Source organism: Enterobacter sp. BNK-18 (assembly GCF_047456135.1).
Classification (GTDB): domain Bacteria; phylum Pseudomonadota; class Gammaproteobacteria; order Enterobacterales; family Enterobacteriaceae; genus Enterobacter; species Enterobacter ludwigii.
The window spans coordinates 3,005,700-3,024,166 of the sequence record NZ_CP179899.1 but is presented as its reverse complement, the minus strand read 5'-3'; the positions used below and the strand labels follow the sequence as shown (position 1 = coordinate 3,024,166).

Genomic DNA, 18,467 nt, shown 5'->3' with positions numbered 1-18,467 from the left:
TTAATCCTGCTCTGTCAGCGCCGCGACTTCCGTCGGGATAGATTGCGGGTTAAGAATTTTTACCTGTTTATGCCGCCCAAGTTCACCTTTCTCGATGATCACCTGGCTTTTGGCGACACGAAACTGTTTTGCCAGATATTTGGTCAGATGCGCATTCGCCTGGCCATCAACCGGTGGGGCAGTGATGGCGACTTTTAGCTCGTCGCCATGCAGTCCAACAATACTGTCACGGCTGGCTTTAGGCTGAATATACAGCCGTAAAACCAGCCCGTCAGCGCAAGTGCTCACTGCACTCATAGCGCCATCCACAGCCCCGGCAGCAGCATATCGCCCGTGGACTGTAACAGCTCAGCGATCCCCATATTCACGACGTACAGCAGCAGAACCAGGATCATCGGAGAGAAATCGATGCCGCCCATAGACGGAAGCAGGTTACGGATTGGACGCAGCAGCGGCTCAGCCAGCTGAATTAACGCGTACTCCACCGGACTACGGCCCTGGCTTACCCAGCTCATGATCGCCATGACCAGCAGCACCCAGAAGATCAGCAGACCGACGGTTTTTATCAGGATCAGGACGGCGGCAATCCAGATTATCGGCTGGAAGGTGATAACCATAAACAGCACAATCGCTTTGATAACGCTCAGAATAAACGCGACCAGCAGAGAAGCACTGTCAATGGGGCCCATCGCCGGAATGACGCGACGCAGCGGTCCTACGATAGGTTGCGTGATTTTCACGACAAACTGCGAGAACGGATTGTAAAAATCACAGCGGGCCCACTGCATCCAGACGCGCAGTAACAGCGCCATCGTATACAGCTCAATGACCGTTGAAAGCAGGAAAGTCAACGTCTTCATGGCGTTCCTCAGGTTTCCTTATTATTGGGTGTAATCGCGCGCACCGAAAATTGCCGTGCCGATGCGCACCATAGTGCTGCCTGCCGCGATGGCGGCTTCCATATCATCCGACATGCCCAGAGAAAGCGTGTCTACCGTTTCATAGCGCGCTTTAAGCGCCTCAAATGCTACAGCCATTTGCTGTGCCACGGCAAACTGCCTTTCATAACTTGACTCCGGTGCCGGGATGGCCATTAACCCGCGCAGGGTTAAGCGCGGCAGTGCCGCGACGTCTGCTGCCAGCGCATCCAGTTCTTCCAGCGCAATACCGGACTTGCTGTTTTCGTCACTGATGTTGACCTGAATCAGCACATTCAGCGGCGGTAACGCTTCAGGGCGCTGGTCGTTCAGGCGCGAAGCAATACGCAAACGGTCAATGGTATGGCACCAGTCGAAATGTTCAGCGACCAGACGGCTTTTGTTCGACTGCAAGGGGCCAATAAAGTGCCATTGCAGATCCGTCTTCCCCTGTTCCTGGAAGAAGCGAATTTTATCCACGCCCTCCTGCACGTAGTTTTCACCAAACGCATGCTGACCCACCTCAATCGCATCTGCGATGGCGCTTGCAGGTTTGGTTTTACTCACTGCAAGTAACGTAATTTCTTCTGAAGCACGGCCGCAACGTGTTGCTGCAGCTGAGATTTTGTCCCGGACCTGTGCCAGGTTGTGCGCAATGTCGTTCATTTTCCGAGGAGTATTGTATGGATGTGGAAGAAATTGTGGCCCTTAGTGTAAAGCATAATGTCTCCGATCTACACCTGTGCAATGATTCGCCACCGCGCTGGCGCAGATCAGGTCGTCTTGAACCCGCACCGTTTCCGCCGCCCGAAGTCGATACGCTATTAAAAGCGTGGCTCAACGATGAACAGCAGGGAACGTGGTGGGCGAACGGGCAGGTGGATTTTGCCGTCACTCTGGCGGGCAACCAGCGCCTGCGCGGAAGCGCGTTTAAACAGACAAGCGGCGTCTCAATGACGCTGCGGCTGTTGCCCGGGGTCTGCCCGCAACTCTCCGCGTTGGGGGTGCCCCGGGTTGTTCCTGAGCTGTTATCCAGTGACAACGGGCTAATTCTGGTCACCGGGGCAACCGGCAGCGGTAAGTCCACTACACTGGCAGCGATGGTGGATTTTCTTAATCACCATACTGACGGGCATATTCTGACGCTCGAAGATCCGGTGGAGTTTCTGTACCAGAGCGAACGGTGCCTGATCCAGCAGCGCGAGATTGGGCAACACAGCCCGTCATTTGCCGACGCGCTGCGCGGGGCGTTACGCCAGGATCCTGATGTCATACTGCTGGGAGAGCTGCGCGACAGTGAAACAATCCGCCTCGCGCTGACGGCGGCGGAAACCGGACATCTGGTGCTCGCGACACTGCATACCCGCGGGGCAGCGCAGGCGATTGAGCGGCTGGTCGATACGTTTCCGGCGCAGGAGAAAGATCCGGTGCGCAATCAGCTGGCCGGCAGCCTGCGGGCGGTGCTGGCGCAAAAGCTCCTCCCCGATGCGCAGGGCGGGCGCGTGGCGCTTTATGAGCTGCTGGTGAATACTCCGGCGGCGGCGAATCTCATTCGCGAAGGAAAAACGTGGCAATTGCCCGGTATTATTCAAACCGGCCAGCAGTCGGGGATGCAGAACTTTGACCAGAGCCTGGCTGAAAGACGGGCGCAGGGGCAACTCCAGGCCCCGGCGCTCAATAACCCTGTTCGAAATAGCTTTCGAGAATGATGACAGCAGACGCGGAGTCAACGCTGCCTTTGTTGAGAGCCCTGAAGCCGCCGTGTTCAAAAAGACCTGCACGTGCTTCAACGGTGCTCAGACGCTCGTCGTGGAGCTTCACGGAGACGCCAAAGCGGCCATGGATTTTATTGGCGAACTTACGCGCTCGGGCGGTAAGCGGTTGTTCAGTGCCATCCATGTTCAGCGGTAACCCAACGATGACGTCATCCGGCTGCCACTCTTTTAGCAGGCGCTCGATGAGGTTCCAGTCCGGTGTGCCGTCACTGGCCTTCAGGGCCGTGAGTGGACGTGCGGTACCCGTGATTCGCTGACCCACGGCGACGCCTATGCTTTTGGTGCCAAAATCGAAGGCCAGAAGTGTTCCGCTCATCAGGCATGCCCCGCTACGCCAGGCATAGTCAGGATATCAATGCCGATCAGTTTCGCGGCGTCACGCCAGCGATCGGCAATAGGGGTTTTAAACAGAATGTTCATGTCCGCAGGCGCGGTCAGCCAGGCGTTATCGAGGATCTCTTGCTCAAGCTGGCCTTTCTCCCAGGAGGAGTAGCCCAGGGCCACCAGCACTTCCGACGGCTGCTCAGCGGTACCCAGCGTTTCGAGCACGTCGCGAGAGGTCGTAATGACGGTGTTGTCAGAGATGCGAATACTGGAAGAGAAGACCGGCGGCGTATGCAGGATAAAACCGCGATCCTCTGCGAGTGGCCCGCCCAGCATCACCGGTTTATCAAGCCTGATTTCCGGCAGACGCTCTTCAGCCGAAATTTTCAGCTTGTCCAGAATCCCTTCAACCTGCAGGTTTTCCAGCGGTTTGTTGATGATAATGCCCATCGCGCCGTCTTCATTGTATTCACAAATATAAACCACGGCGCGGCGAAAAATCGGATCCTGGAGAGCAGGCATGGCAATAAGAAAGTGATGCTGTAAATTCATTGTCAGAGGTACTGTTTCCTGGTTTAAAAAGCGACAGCCCCAGTATGCGGACAAACCGGGGTGCTGTCACTAATAGTATTGAAAGGTTATTTCTGTAAACGTTTCTCGATGGCGTCCATCAGCATTCCGGTGATCGAAATCGGGAATTCCGCTTCGATTTCACGAATACAGGTTGGGCTGGTCACGTTCACTTCGGTCAGACGATCGCCGATGATATCCAGGCCGACAAAAATCAGGCCCTTGGCTTTCAGTGTCGGGCCAACGCGGCGGGCAATTTCCCAGTCGCTTTCACTTAACGGGCGCGGCTCACCGCGGCCACCGGCCGCCAGGTTACCGCGGGTTTCGCCGCCCTGCGGGATACGCGCGAGGCAATACGGCACCGGTTCACCATCCACCACCAGAACGCGTTTATCGCCATCTTTAATGGCCGGGAGGTAGTTCTGTGCCATGCAGTAACGCGTGCCCAGCTCGGTCAGCGTTTCGGCAATCACCCCAATATTCGGGTCGCTCTCTTTCACGCGGAAAATAGATGCGCCACCCATGCCGTCCAGCGGTTTCATGATGATGTCGCCGTGTTTCTGCCAGAACGCTTTCAGCTGTGCCTTGTTGCGGGTCACCAGCGTTTCAGGCGTCAGGTCAGAGAACCATGCAGTGTAGAGCTTCTCGTTACAGTCGCGCAGGCTCTGCGGTTTGTTGACGATCAGCGTTCCTTTCTCTTCCGCGCGCTCAAGGATATAGGTGCAGTAGATGTATTCGGTGTCGAACGGAGGATCTTTACGCATCAGAATGACATTGAGGTCGGCAAGGGCAATATCCTGCTCGGTGCCGAATTCATACCATTTGTCGTAATTCTGCTCGACGTTAACGATGCGGGTGCGTGCGCGGGCTTCACCGTTGATCAGGTAAAGATCGTTCATCTCCATGTAGTGGAGTTCATAGCCGCGACGCTGCGCTTCCAGCAGCATCGCGAAGCTGGAATCTTTCTTGATGTTAATGTTTGCGATGGGATCCATCACGATGCCGAGCTTGATCATTTTCATCTCCGTTAAAAGCCTGAGGGCTCAGGCTTAGCGTTAACCCAGATCGCCAAAACGCACCTGTAGCGCGGTAATGGCTGTGAGTGCCGTTGTCTCAGTACGCAGAACGCGAGGTCCCAACAGAATATCAGTAAACTGGTAACGCGCCGTCATGGCAATTTCGTCAGCGGACAAGCCGCCTTCCGGACCAATCAGCAGGCGAACACGTTCAACGGGTAGCGGCAGCGTATTGATGCTGGCGCTGGCGCGTGGATGGAGATTGAGCTTCAGCCCGCTTTCCTCTTCAGCACACCAGTCCTCCAGATCCATCGCCGGGCGGATCTCCGGAATACGGTTGCGGCCACTCTGTTCACAGGCAGCAATGGCAATTTTCTGCCACTGCTGGATCTTTTTATTCAGACGTTCCGCATCCAGTTTAACGCCACAGCGCTCAGAAAAAAGTGGCGTAATGAGGCTTACACCCAGTTCAATGGATTTCTGGATGGTGAATTCCATCTTTTCTCCGCGCGACATCACCTGTCCCAGGTGTATGTGCAGCGGAGATTCACGGTCATCCACTTCGCCGCGCAATATCGTTACATGCACGCTTTTTTTATCAGCACGCGTAATTTCCGCGTCGAAAACCTGATTAGAACCATCAAACAGCTGAATAGCTTGTTCTGCTCCCATGCGCAGTACGCGACCAACATGGTTGGCGGCATCGTCAGAGAGGGCAATTTCGCGGCCGACGGTAATCAGCTCAGGGTGGTAGATGCGAGGAATGCGCATAGTCAGAAATTCCATATGTCATGCGGTGTAAGCGAATTGCCGCTAGTGTAGGTTAGCTCTTTTGCGCCTGGCAAGCCCGCTGGACGTAAGGGTTGTGATTACCCTGAACTTTCGCGATGCGCGCGTCACGCTGGCATTCCCATTCCGTCACCGGATATTGCTTGTCCCATGCGTTGAACAGCTGCGTCTGCTGGCGGGAAAGGTTGAGGTCGTAACGGTCACGCATATAGAAATAGGTGCGGGCGATACTGCCGCGCGCGCGGGCCGGGGGCTCAGCGACTTTCTCTTTAAAATCAACTTTCATGCCGCACTGGCCGTACTGACCCTCTCCGCCGTTCCACTGGCTGTACATAAAGTTGCCGCGATCGCCATTCACCTCGCCAACCGCGGGTTGCAGGTTGTGCATATCGCTTTCCATCTGGCGATAGACCGGATCTTTGGCGCAATTTTTACGACCGCCATCCTGCCAGCACTGACGCTGGTGGCCAAACTGCCATGCCGGCACCACGTGTTCCCACTCGATGCGGCTGGCGCGGTTTTCATTCTTACGCACTTTATAGCCGCAGGATTCGAGATCAACGATCCCTTTTTTACCCTGCCAGTTAATCTTACAGCCGCAATAAAAATCACCGGGAACATCCGCGTTGACCTTTACGCCTGCCGCTTTTGCCTGGGAGAAACTGTTAATACCGTCGGCCAGAACCTGGCCGGAGAGTGCTGTCGCCAGAAAAGCGACCGCGAGAGAAAAATTACGGGACATCTTACACTCCGTGTCAAAACGAGCCCGCAACGTAACGAATGTTGTTCCTGTATGCAATCAGTCAGATCAGGAAAGTTCCTGAAAGTTCAGTTGGTTATTCCGCGACCAGCGGTTCACCACATTTGACGCAACGGTAGGTGGCCTCGCCGCGCACCACGCGATTATGACGGCGAACGGTAAGCTGATGCTGCTGACACTGGCAGCGGTAGGGGAAGGTATTGCGGCGTACCGACTCAAGTTCAAACTGATGGGTTCTGCGTGCCGGAACGCCCAGCACGGCTTCCATCATCCACTTCCACTCTTTGCCGTGGGGTGCCACGCGGCCAAAGTGTTTCCATACCAGCAGGTGCGCCAGCTCGTGCGGCACCACTTCCTCAATAAACGCCTGCTGATTTTCCAGCATCAGCACCGGGTTCAGACGGATCTCATAGGATTCGAGCCACGCCGTACCCGCCGCCGTGCCACGTTGTTGGTAGACGAGTTTCGGCTCAGGGTAATTCCGGCCGAGTTTCAGGTTGGCCTGGGCGAGTTTTTCTCGCAGGCTGCGCATAACGGCTTGCTGAAGGGCGATGGGGAGACGGGGTGCTTTCATAGGGGCAGAGCATAAAGCGCGAAGCGGGGAGGTGCAAGAGGCACCTCCCGCCAGAGAATTAGTCGTGTGCGCCAATCTCGCGCAGTGGACGACCTTTCATCAGGTTACGTTCAATATGTTCCAGTGACACGTGTTTGGTTTCAGGAACCAGCCACAGCGTCAGAACAATAAAGAAGATGTTCAGGCCGGAGTAGACCCAGAAGGTGTTCGCGTTGCCCAGCGTATTGAGCATGGTCAGGAACGTCGCACCCACAATCATGTTGGCAATCCAGTTGGTCGCGGTGGAGCAGGTGATACCGAAATCACGCCCTTTCAGCGGCTGGATTTCAGAGCACAGCACCCAAATCAGCGGACCGGCGCTCATCGCAAACCCGACGATAAACATCAGCAACATGCCCACAGCGAAATACTGGGCGGTTGGAGAGTGAATCCCCACGTGCATCATCGTGCCGAGAACCCCCATACCGGCGGCCATCACCAGGAAGCCCAGCGTCAGGGTTGGCTTACGGCCCCAGCGGTCCACCAGACCGATAGCGATAAAGGTCGCCAGAACGTTGGTCAGCCCAACGATGACGGTCCCCCACATCTGCTCGGTGGTATTAGTATACCCCGCCAGTTCAAAGATTTTTGGCGCGTAGTACATGATGACGTTCATCCCGGTGAACTGCTGCATCACCTGCAGGAGCACGCCCAGGAATACCGCACGACGGAAGTTACTGTTCTCTTTAAACAGCGCCCAGCCTGACTGTTTTACCTTCAGGCTCTCGCGGATCTCTTCCAGTTCGTTTTTGGCTTCCGCGCTGGTATCGCGCAGTCGCAGCAGCACGCGCTCGGCATCGACGAAACGACGCTTCGCTGCAAACCAGCGTGGGCTGTCCGGCAGGAAGAAAACGCCAATCAGCAGCAGAATGGCAGGGATAATGATCACGCCAAGCATCCAGCGCCATGCGCCGCTGTAGCTGAACGCGGTATCGGAAAGGTAAGCTCCGAGGATGCCGATGGTGATCATCAGCTGGTACATCGAAATCATACTGCCACGGATTTTCTCGGGTGCGATTTCAGAGAGATAGAGTGGGGCGGTATACGACGCCACACCCACGGCCAGACCAAGCAGCACGCGAGAAAGCAGCAATACCTCAACGTTTGGAGCCGCTGCTGAGAAGAGCGAACCGGCAACAAACAGGATTGCACCGATCATCAGGCTCTTTTTGCGGCCCAGCCTGAAAGAGAGCCAGCCGCTGCCCACGGCACCCACGGCCGCACCAAACATCATGGAACTTACTACCCACTCCTGGGTGTGAGCGCTTATCTGGAACTCTTCAGTGATAAAGGGTAACGCACCGGCAATCACGCCAATGTCCAGGCCAAAAAGTAATCCTGCCAGGGCGGCGAGGAAGCAGACGAAAAATGTCATCGCCTTATTGGACGTACGCCCCTGTTTTTTATTGTCAGGCATTATGCCCTCCAGTTGGGTTATCAGTTTTATCGATGTTAAGGGTAAGTGAGCAACCCGTATAAATATGTGAGATAAATCACATTGGTGTAATCGGTTACACTGGTGTGCAACCGTAAATAAAATTAAAGCTTTGAAAATATAGAGGTAAATTAGTTGATGCGCATCGCGTTTGAATGAATTTCAGACTTAACTGAAAGGAAATGTAACAGCATAAGACATGCGATCATGCAAAGAGATTATTCTGAAAGCGAGGTATATCGGGTGGGGTGTAATCGGTTTCACGCAAAGCGCAATGTCAGGCTCTCTGGCTGACAAAAGCAAAAGGCCAGCACGGGGCTGGCCTTTTTAACATTCGCTGTCAGTCGATTATTTTAGACCGGCAGCTTCACGCAGCAGAGCGGCTTTGTCGGTTTTTTCCCATGGGAAATGTTCACGACCAAAGTGACCGTAGGCAGCGGTTTCTTTGTAGATTGGGTGCAGCAGATCCAGCATCTGAATCAGACCGTACGGGCGCAGGTCAAAGAACTCGCGCACCAGCAGCGTCAGTTGCTCGGATGGCACTTTCTCGGTACCAAAGGTTTCAACCATGATGGAGGTCGGTTCAGCCACGCCGATAGCGTAGGAAACCTGAATCTCACAGCGGTCAGCCAGGCCAGCAGCAACGATGTTTTTCGCAACATAACGCGCAGCGTACGCGGCAGAACGGTCAACTTTAGACGGGTCTTTACCGGAGAAGGCACCGCCACCGTGACGCGCCATGCCGCCGTAGGTATCAACGATGATTTTACGGCCGGTCAGACCGCAGTCACCCATTGGGCCGCCGATTACAAAGCGTCCGGTTGGGTTGATGAAGTATTTGGTTGCGGAGCTCAGCCATTCAGTTGGCAGAACCGGCTTGATGATCTCTTCCATCACTGCTTCCTGCAGGGATTTCTGGTCGATCTCTTCGGAATGCTGAGTAGACAGAACGACCGCGTCAATACCGACGATTTTGCCGTCGTCGTACTGGAAGGTCACCTGGCTTTTCGCATCAGGACGCAGCCATGGCAGGGTGCCATTCTTGCGCACTTCAGCCTGACGCTGCACCAGACGGTGTGCGTAGGTCACTGGCGCTGGCATCAGCACGTCAGTTTCGTTGGTTGCATAACCAAACATCAGGCCCTGGTCGCCCGCGCCCTGTTCCAGCGGATCGGCACGGTCAACGCCCTGGTTGATGTCCGGAGACTGTTTGCCAATTGCGCTCAGTACCGCGCAAGAGTTGGCATCAAAGCCCATATCAGAATGGACATAACCGATCTCACGAACCGTGTTACGGGTGATCTCTTCGATATCCACCCATGCGCTGGTGGTGATCTCACCGCCAACCAGAACCATGCCGGTTTTGACGTAGGTTTCACACGCGACGCGCGCTTTTGGATCCTGCGTCAGGATCGCATCAAGCACCGCATCGGAGATTTGGTCAGCAATTTTATCTGGATGTCCTTCTGATACGGACTCGGACGTAAACAGGTGTTTTGCCATGTTTTATTTCACCTAAAAGGAATTTGTTTAGCTCAAGCTGCTGTGTGGAATAGCCAAAGGAGATAATTCTACCAAGGCCTGCAGGTTAATGACACTGGCAGTCTGAGTGTTAATCAGTATGGATGGATTAACATCTGGATGGCTATTTTAGGTCAGTTCTTCGCCCGATTTCCAGTTTTTTTTGACTAACCTCTCACTGAGTTGAATTCGCTGCTGGAAATTTTTCCTGACGGCGCTGGCAACCCGCGCATTTATCTTTTGCAATTTACCCCTGTTCTCGGTATAAAACGCGGCGCGCGGCTCATACCAATAAGCGCTCGATGAACTCATCGTGTCGCCACTTCCAGCCGGGTTAAGCAGTGAACTTTTAGCTTTGGCTTGTGGTCCGTTTCAGCAGGAGCGGCCGTGGAGGTGATACGAGATAATGAACCAGTGTTTTCCGCTAATTCAGCGCAGCCGTTCTGGCGCGTATTTGATTCCCGCAACCCGCATTTCTAATCTGCAAACCTGCCGATGTTATACCCATCTCGGGGCTTCTCAGGATTCCAGGGCCGGTCACGCTTTGTGAAAACTGAACAAGGGCGCTCTTGTTAAGACAAGAGTTTTCTCGTGGTTTCGCCGAACGTTGTCATAATTAAGTTCGGACACGTGTTTACAATGATATGAATATGAAACCGGTCGCACGGTCTGGTTTTCAGCATAGTCTGCTGGGAAATGGATCCGTTTATGGGTTGTTATCGCCGTATAACGCTGCGATAGTAGTCAACTGTTTTACACTTAATACAAAGAGTTGAGGTTCGCTATGTCTGACGACATGTCTTCGCTTTCGCCTTCGTCAGCGGGCGAACAGGGTGTACTACGTTCCATGCAGGAGGTTGCGATGAGCTCCCAGGAAGCCAGCAAGATGCTGCGCACTTACAATATTGCCTGGTGGGGCAATAACTACTACGACGTCAACGAACTGGGCCATATCAGCGTTTGCCCGGATCCTGACGTTCCTGAAGCGCGCGTGGATCTCGCCAAACTGGTGAAAGCACGCGAGGCGCAGGGCCAGCGTTTGCCTGCACTGTTCTGCTTCCCGCAGATCCTGCAACATCGTCTGCGTTCCATTAATGCCGCGTTTAAACGCGCGCGTGAATCTTACGGCTATAAAGGCGATTACTTCCTGGTTTACCCTATCAAGGTGAACCAGCACCGCCGCGTGATTGAATCATTGATCCACTCCGGTGAACCGCTGGGCCTGGAAGCGGGTTCCAAAGCGGAGCTGATGGCCGTGCTGGCACATGCTGGCATGACCCGTTCGGTGATCGTCTGTAACGGTTATAAAGACCGTGAATACATTCGTCTGGCGCTGATTGGCGAAAAGATGGGCCACAAGGTCTATCTGGTAATCGAGAAGATGACAGAGATCGCTATCGTGCTGGAAGAGGCGGAGCGTCTGAACGTTATCCCGCGTCTGGGCGTGCGTGCGCGTCTGGCGTCGCAGGGTTCCGGTAAGTGGCAGTCCTCAGGCGGCGAAAAATCCAAATTTGGTCTCGCGGCGACCCAGGTTCTGCAGCTGGTTGAGATTCTGCGTGAGCGTGGTCGTCTGGACAGCATTCAGCTGTTGCACTTCCACCTCGGTTCGCAGATGGCCAACATTCGCGACATCGCCACCGGCGTACGCGAATCAGCACGTTTTTACGTTGAGCTGCACAAGCTTGGCGTAAACATTCAGTGCTTCGACGTGGGCGGTGGTCTGGGCGTGGATTATGAAGGTACCCGCTCGCAGTCTGACTGCTCCGTGAACTACGGCCTGAACGAATATGCCAATAACATCATCTGGGCGATTGGCGATGCCTGTGAAGAGCACGGCCTGCCGCACCCAACGGTGATCACCGAGTCTGGTCGCGCGGTTACCGCACACCACACCGTGCTGGTATCGAACATTATCGGCGTTGAACGCAGTGAAATTTCAGAGGTAACCCCACCGGCTGAGGACGCGCCTCGTGCGCTGCAAAGCATGTGGGAAACCTGGCAGGAGATGCACGAGCCGGGTACCCGCCGTTCGCTGCGCGAGTGGCTGCACGACAGCCAGATGGATCTGCATGATATTCATGTGGGGTATTCATCGGGCACGTTCAGCCTGCAGGAACGCGCATGGGCAGAGCAGCTTTATCTGAACATGTGTCACGACGTACAGCAGCAGCTGGACCCGAGCAACCGTGCTCACCGTCCGATTATTGACGAACTGCAGGAACGCATGGCGGACAAAATGTACGTCAACTTCTCGCTGTTCCAGTCGATGCCGGATGCCTGGGGTATCGATCAGCTGTTCCCGGTTCTGCCGCTGGAAGGGCTGAACCACGCCCCGGAACGTCGTGCGGTGCTGCTGGACATCACCTGCGACTCCGACGGTGCTATCGATCACTACGTCGACGGCGACGGTATCGCGACCACGATGCCTATGCCAGAGTACGATCCGGAGAACCCGCCGATGCTGGGCTTCTTCATGGTCGGTGCTTATCAGGAGATCCTCGGCAACATGCATAACCTGTTCGGTGATACCGAAGCGGTTGACGTGTTTGTCTTCCCTGACGGCAGCGTGGAAGTTGAGCTGTCCGACGAAGGGGACACCGTGGCGGATATGCTCGAATACGTTCAGCTGGATCCGAAAAAGCTGCTGACCCAGTTCCGTGACCAGGTGAAAAATACCGGTCTGGACGATGCGCTGCAACAGCAGTTCCTGGAAGAGTTTGAAGCGGGTCTTTATGGATACACCTATCTGGAAGACGAGTAAGTAAACCTGCCTCTCTCTGTTGGAGAGGGGCGGCGTGAGGGCAAGGGGCAATACCCTCGCCTATACTCACTTGAACCCGTATGAATTAGCGGCGATAATTCGCCCCAATAAGTGATTTACAAATCAATCCCTTCCTCGTCGGGTTTAACGACGCGGAGGGGATTTTTTTTCATCTGTTTTTAATGTATCGACTTTAAAGAGGTCAGGACATGAGCACTTTAGGCCATCAGTACGATAACTCTCTGGTATCTAACGCGTTTGGTTTTTTACGTCTCCCGATGAACTTCCAGCCGTACGACAGTGACGCTGACTGGGTGATCACCGGCGTGCCGTTTGATATGGCCACGTCAGGCCGTGCTGGTGGCCGTCATGGTCCGGCAGCTATTCGTCAGGTTTCCACTAACCTGGCCTGGGAGCACAACCGTTTCCCGTGGAACTTCGACATGCGCGAGCGCCTGAACGTGGTTGACTGCGGTGACCTGGTGTACGCCTTTGGCGACGCGCGCGAGATGAGTGAAAAACTGCAGGCCCATGCCGAAAAACTGCTGGCTGCCGGTAAACGCATGCTCTCCTTCGGGGGTGACCACTTCGTCACGCTGCCGCTGCTGCGTGCTCACGCGAAGCACTTCGGTAAGATGGCGCTGGTGCATTTTGATGCCCATACCGACACCTACGCGAACGGCTGTGAATTCGACCATGGCACCATGTTCTTCACCGCGCCAAACGAAGGTCTGATCGATCCAAACCACTCTGTGCAGATCGGTATCCGTACCGAGTTTGATAAAGACAACGGCTTCACCGTGCTGGATGCCGGCCAGGTGAACGATCGCGGCGTGGATGACATCATCGCTCAGGTAAAACAGATTGTCGGCGATATGCCGGTTTACCTGACCTTCGATATCGACTGCCTGGATCCGGCGTTTGCCCCGGGCACCGGCACGCCGGTGATCGGCGGCCTGACCTCTGACCGCGCCATCAAACTGGTACGCGGCCTGAAGGATCTGAACATCGTGGGTATGGACGTGGTGGAAGTGGCTCCGGCTTACGACCAGTCAGAGATCACTGCTCTGGCAGCGGCCACCCTCGCGCTGGAAATGCTCTACATCCAGGCCGCGAAAAAAGGCGAATAAGCCTTACGCCCGGATTGCTGCTGCGCGACGCATGCGCAGCAGCAACATGCCTCCTGCCAGCAGGGTGATAACCTGCGAGACGACCAGCACCGAAAACCCTGAGCTGACTGAACCCACCGATTTCATCACCATCCCCATCAGCAGCGGAATAAACGCCGCGCAAATATTCCCAATCCCGTTGATGATCCCGTAGGCACTGCCAACGGCTTCCCGCGCCGCATGATGCTGGATAACCGCCGGAATGGCTGCCCCCTGAAGTCCCCAGAAAATATTGGCCGAGAGCATAAATAGCGCCAGCCAGCCGGGCTGGTGGCTCAGCATCAGCATGACGACGGAACTCGCCGTTAAGATCCCGCCCACCACAAACAGCAGCGGTGCCTGGTCCGGGCGCATTTTGTCGAGCAGCACACCGCCCAGAAACTTTGAGCCAAGACTCAGCAGGAAGGGGATAGCCGCGAGAAAGCCGGTCGCGTGCAGGGAGAAGTGGTGTTCATCGCGCAGCCAGGCCGGAAGCCAGGCGCTGCTGCCCCAGAGATAACTCAGCGTGGCGATTTCAACCAGCAGGATCAAGCCCAGAAGCGGCGTCTGCCAGGCAAGCGTAAAGGTCTGCACAAACCCGAACGTTCGGCGCTTTTCCGAATGTTGAGGGGCCGGCAGGAAACGCCAGATTAACCCCCCACCCAGCGCCAGATTGATCGCCGCGAGGGCATAAAATGAGCCCGCCCAGCCAAGGTGTGCCATCAGCCAGGTGATCAGCGGAAAGCCTACCGCCAGCCCCAGTGAAACGCCCAGCGCGGTAACGGCGTTGGGCTTACCAATTTCCCCGGCGCTAAAGTTATCGCTGATAAAGCGTGTTTTCAGTGAAAAGAGTGGGCCTTCGGCAATGCCCAAAATCAGTCGGGCGATGAGCATGCCCATCAGCGACCCCAGCAGTGGCGAGATGGCGCAGACCACGGCCCATATCGCAATGCTGGTTAACAATCCCTGTCGATAATGTAATTTGCTTTCGATAACTGGGGTCAATAGTAAAGCGGAAAAACCATAACCCAGCAAAAAGCAGGTTATGAGCATTCCTTGTAACATTCTGTTTTCATTTAGCTGAAAATGTTCGGCAAATTCAGGGTTTAAAATCATCACCGAGATATTTACGCGGTCAACGTAGGAAATAATAATGAGCACCAGAAGTGCCAACGTGCCTTGCCATCTTGCCGTCATTTAATCCGCCTTAATCGTGCTGTCTGTTTATATTTTTTATGAACGTTATTGTCACGTAACTAAAATGGTTCACCTGTGAAACTCATTGTTTTAATGAGATAAATTAAATTAAAGTTTCACAGGTGAAACGCCAGAGGTATGCGCGCATATAATTTTTAAGGAATAAAAAGAAAAGAAGTCAATCTCTATTTTAAAAAATAAAAGATCATCAAAAAAATGTATTCATTCACGCCTGAATAATGAAAATTTCATATCGCTGCATTTTTTCGTGATCGCTTGCACACTTAGCTAATTAAACCTCGACTGATTAACAAATTCGTCACATTCGCGCTTGACGAAACATTCATCGCTTTTATATTGACCGTATTAAATAAGAAACAGAGTTTCATATATGAAACAAAAGCCTGGAGGATCGTGATGAGCTGGATAGGCGTATGTGACGCAGAACAAGTACAGGAAGATTTCCCTTTTAGCGGCAACGTCGAGGGGAAAGAGATCGGCGTTTATTTGATTGATGGCGAATATTACGCGCTGGAAGACGTATGCCCGCACGCTTACGCGCTGCTGAGTCAGGGTTTCGTCGAGGACGGTAAAGTGGAATGTCCGCTGCATGAGGCGGTTTTCGATGTCAAAACCGGCCAGTGCCTGCACGGCCCCGGCGGACGTAACCTCAATCGTTACCCGGTTCGGGTATTTGAAAACCAGATCCAGATTACCTTCGTCGAGGAGACAGTGGCATGAGCGAAAGTCTGAACTTCAACCCGGCGCTGCCGGAAAGCCGTCAGTTTACCCCTCCGGCTGAGGGCGGTAACGGCGCCATCCATAAGCCCGGTGATTACCAGAACCTGATCTGGCAGACCCGCAGCCGCGTACCGGAAAACTGGGAAATCACGCTTATCTCCACGCTGGAAGACCTTTTCGAACAGGGCGCGGAAACCGTGCCGGAACTGGTAAACGGGCTGAACGCGGTACGTATGCACGATCAGCAGGGCGAGCCATGGAGCGATGCCAGCTTCCAGGCTTTCTTACAGGTTAACGGCTACTGAGGGCAATGCGATGACGACTACCGTACAAAACTATCTTGATAAAGGTCTGCGCGGCCTCTGGTACCCGGTGCTGGCCAGTTGGGAAGTTCAGTCTGCGCCCGTGGGGATCACCCGTCTGGGCGAACAGATAGTGGTCTGGCGCAACAAAGATGGCCAGGTGCAGGCGCTGGAAGATCGCTGTCCGCACCGTGGCGCGCGTCTGTCGATGGGCTGGAATCTGGGCGATCGTATCGCCTGCTGGTATCACGGCGTGGAAGTGGCGGGCAACGGCGAAGTGAAGGATGTGCCTGCGGTGGACAAATGTCCGCTGGTCGGCCAGCAGTGTGTGCGCAGCTACAACGTGCAGGAAGTGCACGGGGCCATCTTCCTTTGGTTTGGCGTTACCGCCGATCAGCAACCCGACGAACTGAGCTTCCCGGACGAACTGGCTGACACCGACGCCTACAGCAATTTTCTCTGCACCGCCGCGTGGAAATGCAATTACCAGTACGCACTGGAAAACGTGATGGACCCGATGCACGGCACCTATCTGCACTCTTCGTCGCACTCCATGGCGGAAGGGGATCGCAAAGCGGATATGGTTCTGCAGCCGACGAAAACCGGGTTTATCTTCGAGAAAAAAGGCCAGAGCGGCGTCAACTTCGACTGGGTTGAGCTGGGCAACAGCGGCACCTACTGGATGCGTTTGTCCATTCCTTATAAGAAGCGTTTCGGGCCGGGCGGTCACTTCTTCATTGTTGGCATGGTGGTGCCGGAAGATAACGATAACTGCCGCGTCTTCTTCTGGCGTATCCGCCGCGTGCAGGGCTGGCAGCGCGATATGTGGCGTTTCATGTACCGTAACCGTCTGGAAAAACTGCACTGGGAAGTCCTTGAGCAGGACCGCGTGGTGCTGGAGAGCATGGCGCCAGATGCACGGGAACACGAATACCTTTACCAGCATGATGTGGGCCTCTCGCGCCTGCGCCGCATGATGCAAAAAGCGGCGAAAGAGCAGTTGGCGGCGCGTGAAGCTCAGCAGGGAGCCGCCTGATGAATGGGCTGCTGAACGGGAAACGCATCGTGGTGACCGGTGCCGCGCGTGGGCTGGGCTTTCATTTCGCGAAAGCCTGCGCAGAGCAGGGCGCGGCGGTGGTGATGTGCGACATCCTTCAGGGCGAACTGGCTGAAAGCGCGCATGGCTTAAGTGAGAAGGGCTATGCGATTGAATCACACGTTATCGATCTGGCCGATCCGCTCTCCATTTCGCGGGTGTTCAGCGCCATTGGCGAACAGGGACCGATCGACGGTCTGGTCAATAACGCGGCGATGGCGACCGGGGTCGGCGGTAAGGACATGCTTGATTACGATCCGGATCTGTGGGACCGGGTGATGAGCGTTAACGTCAAAGGCACCTGGCTGGTTACCCGGGATGCGGTACCGCTGCTGCGCGAAGGGGCAGCCATTGTCAATGTGGCTTCCGATACCGCGCTGTGGGGCGCGCCGCGCCTGATGGCCTACGTAGCCAGCAAGGGCGCCGTGATTGCCATGACCCGTTCAATGGCACGTGAGCTGGGTGAAAAACGCATTCGTATTAACGCCATCGCCCCGGGCTTAACCCGCGTCGAAGCGACGGAATATGTCCCTGCAGAGCGGCATCAGCTTTACGAAAACGGCCGGGCGCTCACCGGGGCGCAGCAGCCGGAAGACGTCACCGGCAGCGTGGTCTGGCTGTTAAGCGATCTGTCGCGGTTTATCACCGGACAGCTGATTCCGGTCAACGGCGGTTTTGTCTTTAACTGAGGTAAAGCAAATATGGCAAGCGATCACGAAGTGAAGTACCTGGTGCCCGGGCTGGAGCGAGGCTTACAGCTGTTGCTGGCCTTTGGCGAGCAGCACCGTGAACTGACCTTTGCCGAGCTGCACAGGCTGGTCGATATGCCGAAAGCCACCGCCTACCGCGTGGTACAAACGCTGGAATACATGGGTTTTCTGGAGCGCAACACGCGAACCAATACCTTCTCGCTTGGCATGAACGTCCTGCGTCTGGGCTTTGAATACATCGCCTCACTGGATGTGGCGCAGGTCGGTCAGCCGGTCATCGAGCAGCTGCGTGACGTCAGCCAGTGCAGCAGTCATCTGGCGATCCGCGACGGGCGCGACATCATCTATATCGCCCGCGTCAGCGCCGCCGGTTCTCGCATCAATCAGGTGAGCATTGGTACCCGTTTGCCGGTGCACTGCACGTCGCTGGGGCGCATGCTGCTGACCGATATTTCGCGAGCCGATTTCGAACAGCTGTTCCCGCACGAGCGTCTGCCGGGCAACACGCCGGGCCAGATCCACGACCGTGAAGCGTTGTGGCAGATGGTGCAGCAGGACAAAGCACGCGGCTATGTGATCGGCGAATCCTTCTTCCGTCATGGCATCTCCTCCATCGTTTATCCGGTGTATGACCGCAGCGGAAGGGTGGCGGCCGTGGTGAGCATTCTGGTGCCTTCGGAGGAGATCCCGCAGACCGATCGCGAGCGCCTGCAAAACGATGTCCGCATGGCGGCGGATAAAATTTCTGGCTTCTTAGGGTATTTGTCACAGGCCAGTTAAATCAGCAGGTTA

At 55.1% G+C, this 18,467-nt stretch carries 22 protein-coding genes; 9 read left to right on the top strand and 13 right to left on the bottom strand.

Features of this window, described 5'->3' with window-relative positions:
* The 3 genes from yggU to ACMGG3_RS14510 are packed head-to-tail and all read right to left on the bottom strand — an operon-like array spanning position 1 to position 1,583.
* The gene (gene yggU / locus ACMGG3_RS14520) at positions 1-297 is read right to left on the bottom strand and encodes a DUF167 family protein YggU (RefSeq protein WP_014885193.1); all 297 of its coding nucleotides are present in this window, start codon (positions 295-297) and stop codon (positions 1-3) included.
* The gene (locus ACMGG3_RS14515; RefSeq protein ID WP_014171570.1) at positions 294-860 is read right to left on the bottom strand and encodes a YggT family protein; all 567 of its coding nucleotides are present in this window, start codon (positions 858-860) and stop codon (positions 294-296) included. Before ACMGG3_RS14515 ends, yggU begins: the two co-directional genes overlap by 4 nt.
* Before the next feature lie 21 nt (positions 861-881).
* On the bottom strand, positions 882-1,583 hold the full coding sequence (locus ACMGG3_RS14510) for a YggS family pyridoxal phosphate-dependent enzyme (protein WP_414149275.1): 702 nt from the start codon (positions 1,581-1,583) through the stop codon (positions 882-884).
* Positions 1,584-1,600: 17 nt separating this feature from the next.
* On the opposite strand from ACMGG3_RS14510, the gene ACMGG3_RS14505 reads away from it, so the two are divergent.
* Complete coding sequence (locus ACMGG3_RS14505) at positions 1,601-2,626, top strand: type IV pilus twitching motility protein PilT (RefSeq protein WP_414149274.1); 1,026 nt, start codon at positions 1,601-1,603, stop codon at positions 2,624-2,626.
* On the opposite strand, the gene ruvX is transcribed toward ACMGG3_RS14505, so the two are convergent.
* The 9 genes from ruvX to ACMGG3_RS14460 form a co-directional block, all read right to left on the bottom strand.
* Positions 2,592-3,008 carry a Holliday junction resolvase RuvX gene (gene ruvX, locus ACMGG3_RS14500; protein ID WP_014171567.1) on the bottom strand — a complete coding sequence of 139 codons (417 nt, stop codon included), beginning with the start codon at positions 3,006-3,008 and terminating at the stop codon, positions 2,592-2,594. The genes ACMGG3_RS14505 and ruvX overlap by 35 nt on opposite strands.
* On the bottom strand, positions 3,008-3,568 hold the full coding sequence (locus tag ACMGG3_RS14495) for a YqgE/AlgH family protein (RefSeq protein ID WP_020883695.1): 561 nt from the start codon (positions 3,566-3,568) through the stop codon (positions 3,008-3,010). The genes ruvX and ACMGG3_RS14495 overlap by 1 nt, the downstream gene beginning before the upstream one ends.
* Before the next feature lie 86 nt (positions 3,569-3,654).
* Positions 3,655-4,602 (bottom strand): glutathione synthase, encoded by a 948-nt coding sequence (gshB, locus tag ACMGG3_RS14490; protein WP_020883696.1) that lies wholly within the window; start codon positions 4,600-4,602, stop codon positions 3,655-3,657.
* Between the two features lie 39 nt (positions 4,603-4,641).
* A complete protein-coding gene (gene rsmE, locus ACMGG3_RS14485; protein ID WP_414149273.1) occupies positions 4,642-5,373 on the bottom strand; it encodes a 16S rRNA (uracil(1498)-N(3))-methyltransferase in 732 nt (243 codons plus the stop codon).
* A 52-nt stretch (positions 5,374-5,425) separates the two neighbouring features.
* Positions 5,426-6,133, bottom strand: a complete 708-nt coding sequence (endA, locus tag ACMGG3_RS14480) for a deoxyribonuclease I (RefSeq protein WP_106503478.1) — start codon at positions 6,131-6,133, stop codon at positions 5,426-5,428.
* A 94-nt stretch (positions 6,134-6,227) separates the two neighbouring features.
* Positions 6,228-6,725, bottom strand: a complete 498-nt coding sequence (locus ACMGG3_RS14475) for a SprT family zinc-dependent metalloprotease (protein ID WP_032670169.1) — start codon at positions 6,723-6,725, stop codon at positions 6,228-6,230.
* Positions 6,726-6,783: 58 nt separating this feature from the next.
* The gene (galP, locus tag ACMGG3_RS14470) at positions 6,784-8,181 is read right to left on the bottom strand and encodes a galactose/proton symporter (RefSeq protein WP_014171560.1); all 1,398 of its coding nucleotides are present in this window, start codon (positions 8,179-8,181) and stop codon (positions 6,784-6,786) included.
* Positions 8,182-8,547: 366 nt separating this feature from the next.
* Entirely contained in the window at positions 8,548-9,702 is a 1,155-nt protein-coding gene (metK, locus tag ACMGG3_RS14465; protein WP_014171559.1) for a methionine adenosyltransferase, read from the bottom strand.
* A 147-nt stretch (positions 9,703-9,849) separates the two neighbouring features.
* Positions 9,850-10,032, bottom strand: coding sequence for a hypothetical protein (locus ACMGG3_RS14460; protein WP_025203262.1), 183 nt, complete (start codon positions 10,030-10,032; stop codon positions 9,850-9,852).
* Between the two features lie 332 nt (positions 10,033-10,364).
* On the opposite strand from ACMGG3_RS14460, the gene yqgB reads away from it, so the two are divergent.
* The 3 genes from yqgB (at position 10,365) to speB (ending at position 13,611) form a co-directional block, all read left to right on the top strand.
* The gene (gene yqgB / locus ACMGG3_RS14455) at positions 10,365-10,496 is read left to right on the top strand and encodes an acid stress response protein YqgB (protein WP_071605459.1); all 132 of its coding nucleotides are present in this window, start codon (positions 10,365-10,367) and stop codon (positions 10,494-10,496) included.
* A gap of 8 nt (positions 10,497-10,504) precedes the next feature.
* On the top strand, positions 10,505-12,481 hold the full coding sequence (gene speA / locus ACMGG3_RS14450) for a biosynthetic arginine decarboxylase (protein WP_020883700.1): 1,977 nt from the start codon (positions 10,505-10,507) through the stop codon (positions 12,479-12,481).
* Positions 12,482-12,690: 209 nt separating this feature from the next.
* A complete protein-coding gene (gene speB / locus ACMGG3_RS14445; protein WP_014071686.1) occupies positions 12,691-13,611 on the top strand; it encodes an agmatinase in 921 nt (306 codons plus the stop codon).
* A 3-nt stretch (positions 13,612-13,614) separates the two neighbouring features.
* Here speB and ACMGG3_RS14440 read toward each other — a convergent pair whose 3' ends face one another.
* Positions 13,615-14,826: an MFS transporter gene (locus ACMGG3_RS14440; RefSeq protein ID WP_414149272.1), complete on the bottom strand. Its 1,212-nt coding sequence runs from the start codon at positions 14,824-14,826 to the stop codon at positions 13,615-13,617.
* Positions 14,827-15,243: 417 nt separating this feature from the next.
* Between ACMGG3_RS14440 and ACMGG3_RS14435 the strand changes: the two genes are divergently transcribed.
* The 5 genes from ACMGG3_RS14435 to ACMGG3_RS14415 are packed head-to-tail and all read left to right on the top strand — an operon-like array spanning position 15,244 to position 18,455.
* On the top strand, positions 15,244-15,567 hold the full coding sequence (locus ACMGG3_RS14435; protein ID WP_013098654.1) for a Rieske (2Fe-2S) protein: 324 nt from the start codon (positions 15,244-15,246) through the stop codon (positions 15,565-15,567).
* Entirely contained in the window at positions 15,564-15,872 is a 309-nt protein-coding gene (locus tag ACMGG3_RS14430; RefSeq protein ID WP_014171555.1) for a recombinase-like helix-turn-helix domain-containing protein, read from the top strand. Before ACMGG3_RS14435 ends, ACMGG3_RS14430 begins: the two co-directional genes overlap by 4 nt.
* A gap of 10 nt (positions 15,873-15,882) precedes the next feature.
* Positions 15,883-16,905, top strand: a complete 1,023-nt coding sequence (locus tag ACMGG3_RS14425) for an aromatic ring-hydroxylating oxygenase subunit alpha (protein ID WP_020883703.1) — start codon at positions 15,883-15,885, stop codon at positions 16,903-16,905.
* Positions 16,905-17,654 (top strand): SDR family oxidoreductase, encoded by a 750-nt coding sequence (locus ACMGG3_RS14420; protein WP_020883704.1) that lies wholly within the window; start codon positions 16,905-16,907, stop codon positions 17,652-17,654. The genes ACMGG3_RS14425 and ACMGG3_RS14420 overlap by 1 nt, the downstream gene beginning before the upstream one ends.
* A 12-nt stretch (positions 17,655-17,666) precedes the next feature.
* On the top strand, positions 17,667-18,455 hold the full coding sequence (locus ACMGG3_RS14415) for an IclR family transcriptional regulator (protein WP_020883705.1): 789 nt from the start codon (positions 17,667-17,669) through the stop codon (positions 18,453-18,455).
* Positions 18,456-18,467 lie beyond the last annotated feature (12 nt).

What these genes read in the sequence shown, in the direction of transcription:
- yggU (WP_014885193.1), bottom strand. Translation starts at nt 297, where the DNA reads ATGAGTGCAGTGAGCACTTGCGCTGACGGGCTGGTTTTACGGCTGTAT.
- ACMGG3_RS14515 (WP_014171570.1), bottom strand. Translation starts at nt 860, where the DNA reads ATGAAGACGTTGACTTTCCTGCTTTCAACGGTCATTGAGCTGTATACG.
- ACMGG3_RS14510 (WP_414149275.1), bottom strand. Translation starts at nt 1,583, where the DNA reads ATGAACGACATTGCGCACAACCTGGCACAGGTCCGGGACAAAATCTCA.
- ACMGG3_RS14505 (WP_414149274.1), top strand. Translation starts at nt 1,601, where the DNA reads ATGGATGTGGAAGAAATTGTGGCCCTTAGTGTAAAGCATAATGTCTCC.
- ruvX (WP_014171567.1), bottom strand. Translation starts at nt 3,008, where the DNA reads ATGAGCGGAACACTTCTGGCCTTCGATTTTGGCACCAAAAGCATAGGC.
- ACMGG3_RS14495 (WP_020883695.1), bottom strand. Translation starts at nt 3,568, where the DNA reads ATGAATTTACAGCATCACTTTCTTATTGCCATGCCTGCTCTCCAGGAT.
- gshB (WP_020883696.1), bottom strand. Translation starts at nt 4,602, where the DNA reads ATGATCAAGCTCGGCATCGTGATGGATCCCATCGCAAACATTAACATC.
- rsmE (WP_414149273.1), bottom strand. Translation starts at nt 5,373, where the DNA reads ATGCGCATTCCTCGCATCTACCACCCTGAGCTGATTACCGTCGGCCGC.
- endA (WP_106503478.1), bottom strand. Translation starts at nt 6,133, where the DNA reads ATGTCCCGTAATTTTTCTCTCGCGGTCGCTTTTCTGGCGACAGCACTC.
- ACMGG3_RS14475 (WP_032670169.1), bottom strand. Translation starts at nt 6,725, where the DNA reads ATGAAAGCACCCCGTCTCCCCATCGCCCTTCAGCAAGCCGTTATGCGC.
- galP (WP_014171560.1), bottom strand. Translation starts at nt 8,181, where the DNA reads ATGCCTGACAATAAAAAACAGGGGCGTACGTCCAATAAGGCGATGACA.
- metK (WP_014171559.1), bottom strand. Translation starts at nt 9,702, where the DNA reads ATGGCAAAACACCTGTTTACGTCCGAGTCCGTATCAGAAGGACATCCA.
- ACMGG3_RS14460 (WP_025203262.1), bottom strand. Translation starts at nt 10,032, where the DNA reads ATGAGTTCATCGAGCGCTTATTGGTATGAGCCGCGCGCCGCGTTTTAT.
- yqgB (WP_071605459.1), top strand. Translation starts at nt 10,365, where the DNA reads ATGAATATGAAACCGGTCGCACGGTCTGGTTTTCAGCATAGTCTGCTG.
- speA (WP_020883700.1), top strand. Translation starts at nt 10,505, where the DNA reads ATGTCTGACGACATGTCTTCGCTTTCGCCTTCGTCAGCGGGCGAACAG.
- speB (WP_014071686.1), top strand. Translation starts at nt 12,691, where the DNA reads ATGAGCACTTTAGGCCATCAGTACGATAACTCTCTGGTATCTAACGCG.
- ACMGG3_RS14440 (WP_414149272.1), bottom strand. Translation starts at nt 14,826, where the DNA reads ATGACGGCAAGATGGCAAGGCACGTTGGCACTTCTGGTGCTCATTATT.
- ACMGG3_RS14435 (WP_013098654.1), top strand. Translation starts at nt 15,244, where the DNA reads ATGAGCTGGATAGGCGTATGTGACGCAGAACAAGTACAGGAAGATTTC.
- ACMGG3_RS14430 (WP_014171555.1), top strand. Translation starts at nt 15,564, where the DNA reads ATGAGCGAAAGTCTGAACTTCAACCCGGCGCTGCCGGAAAGCCGTCAG.
- ACMGG3_RS14425 (WP_020883703.1), top strand. Translation starts at nt 15,883, where the DNA reads ATGACGACTACCGTACAAAACTATCTTGATAAAGGTCTGCGCGGCCTC.
- ACMGG3_RS14420 (WP_020883704.1), top strand. Translation starts at nt 16,905, where the DNA reads ATGAATGGGCTGCTGAACGGGAAACGCATCGTGGTGACCGGTGCCGCG.
- ACMGG3_RS14415 (WP_020883705.1), top strand. Translation starts at nt 17,667, where the DNA reads ATGGCAAGCGATCACGAAGTGAAGTACCTGGTGCCCGGGCTGGAGCGA.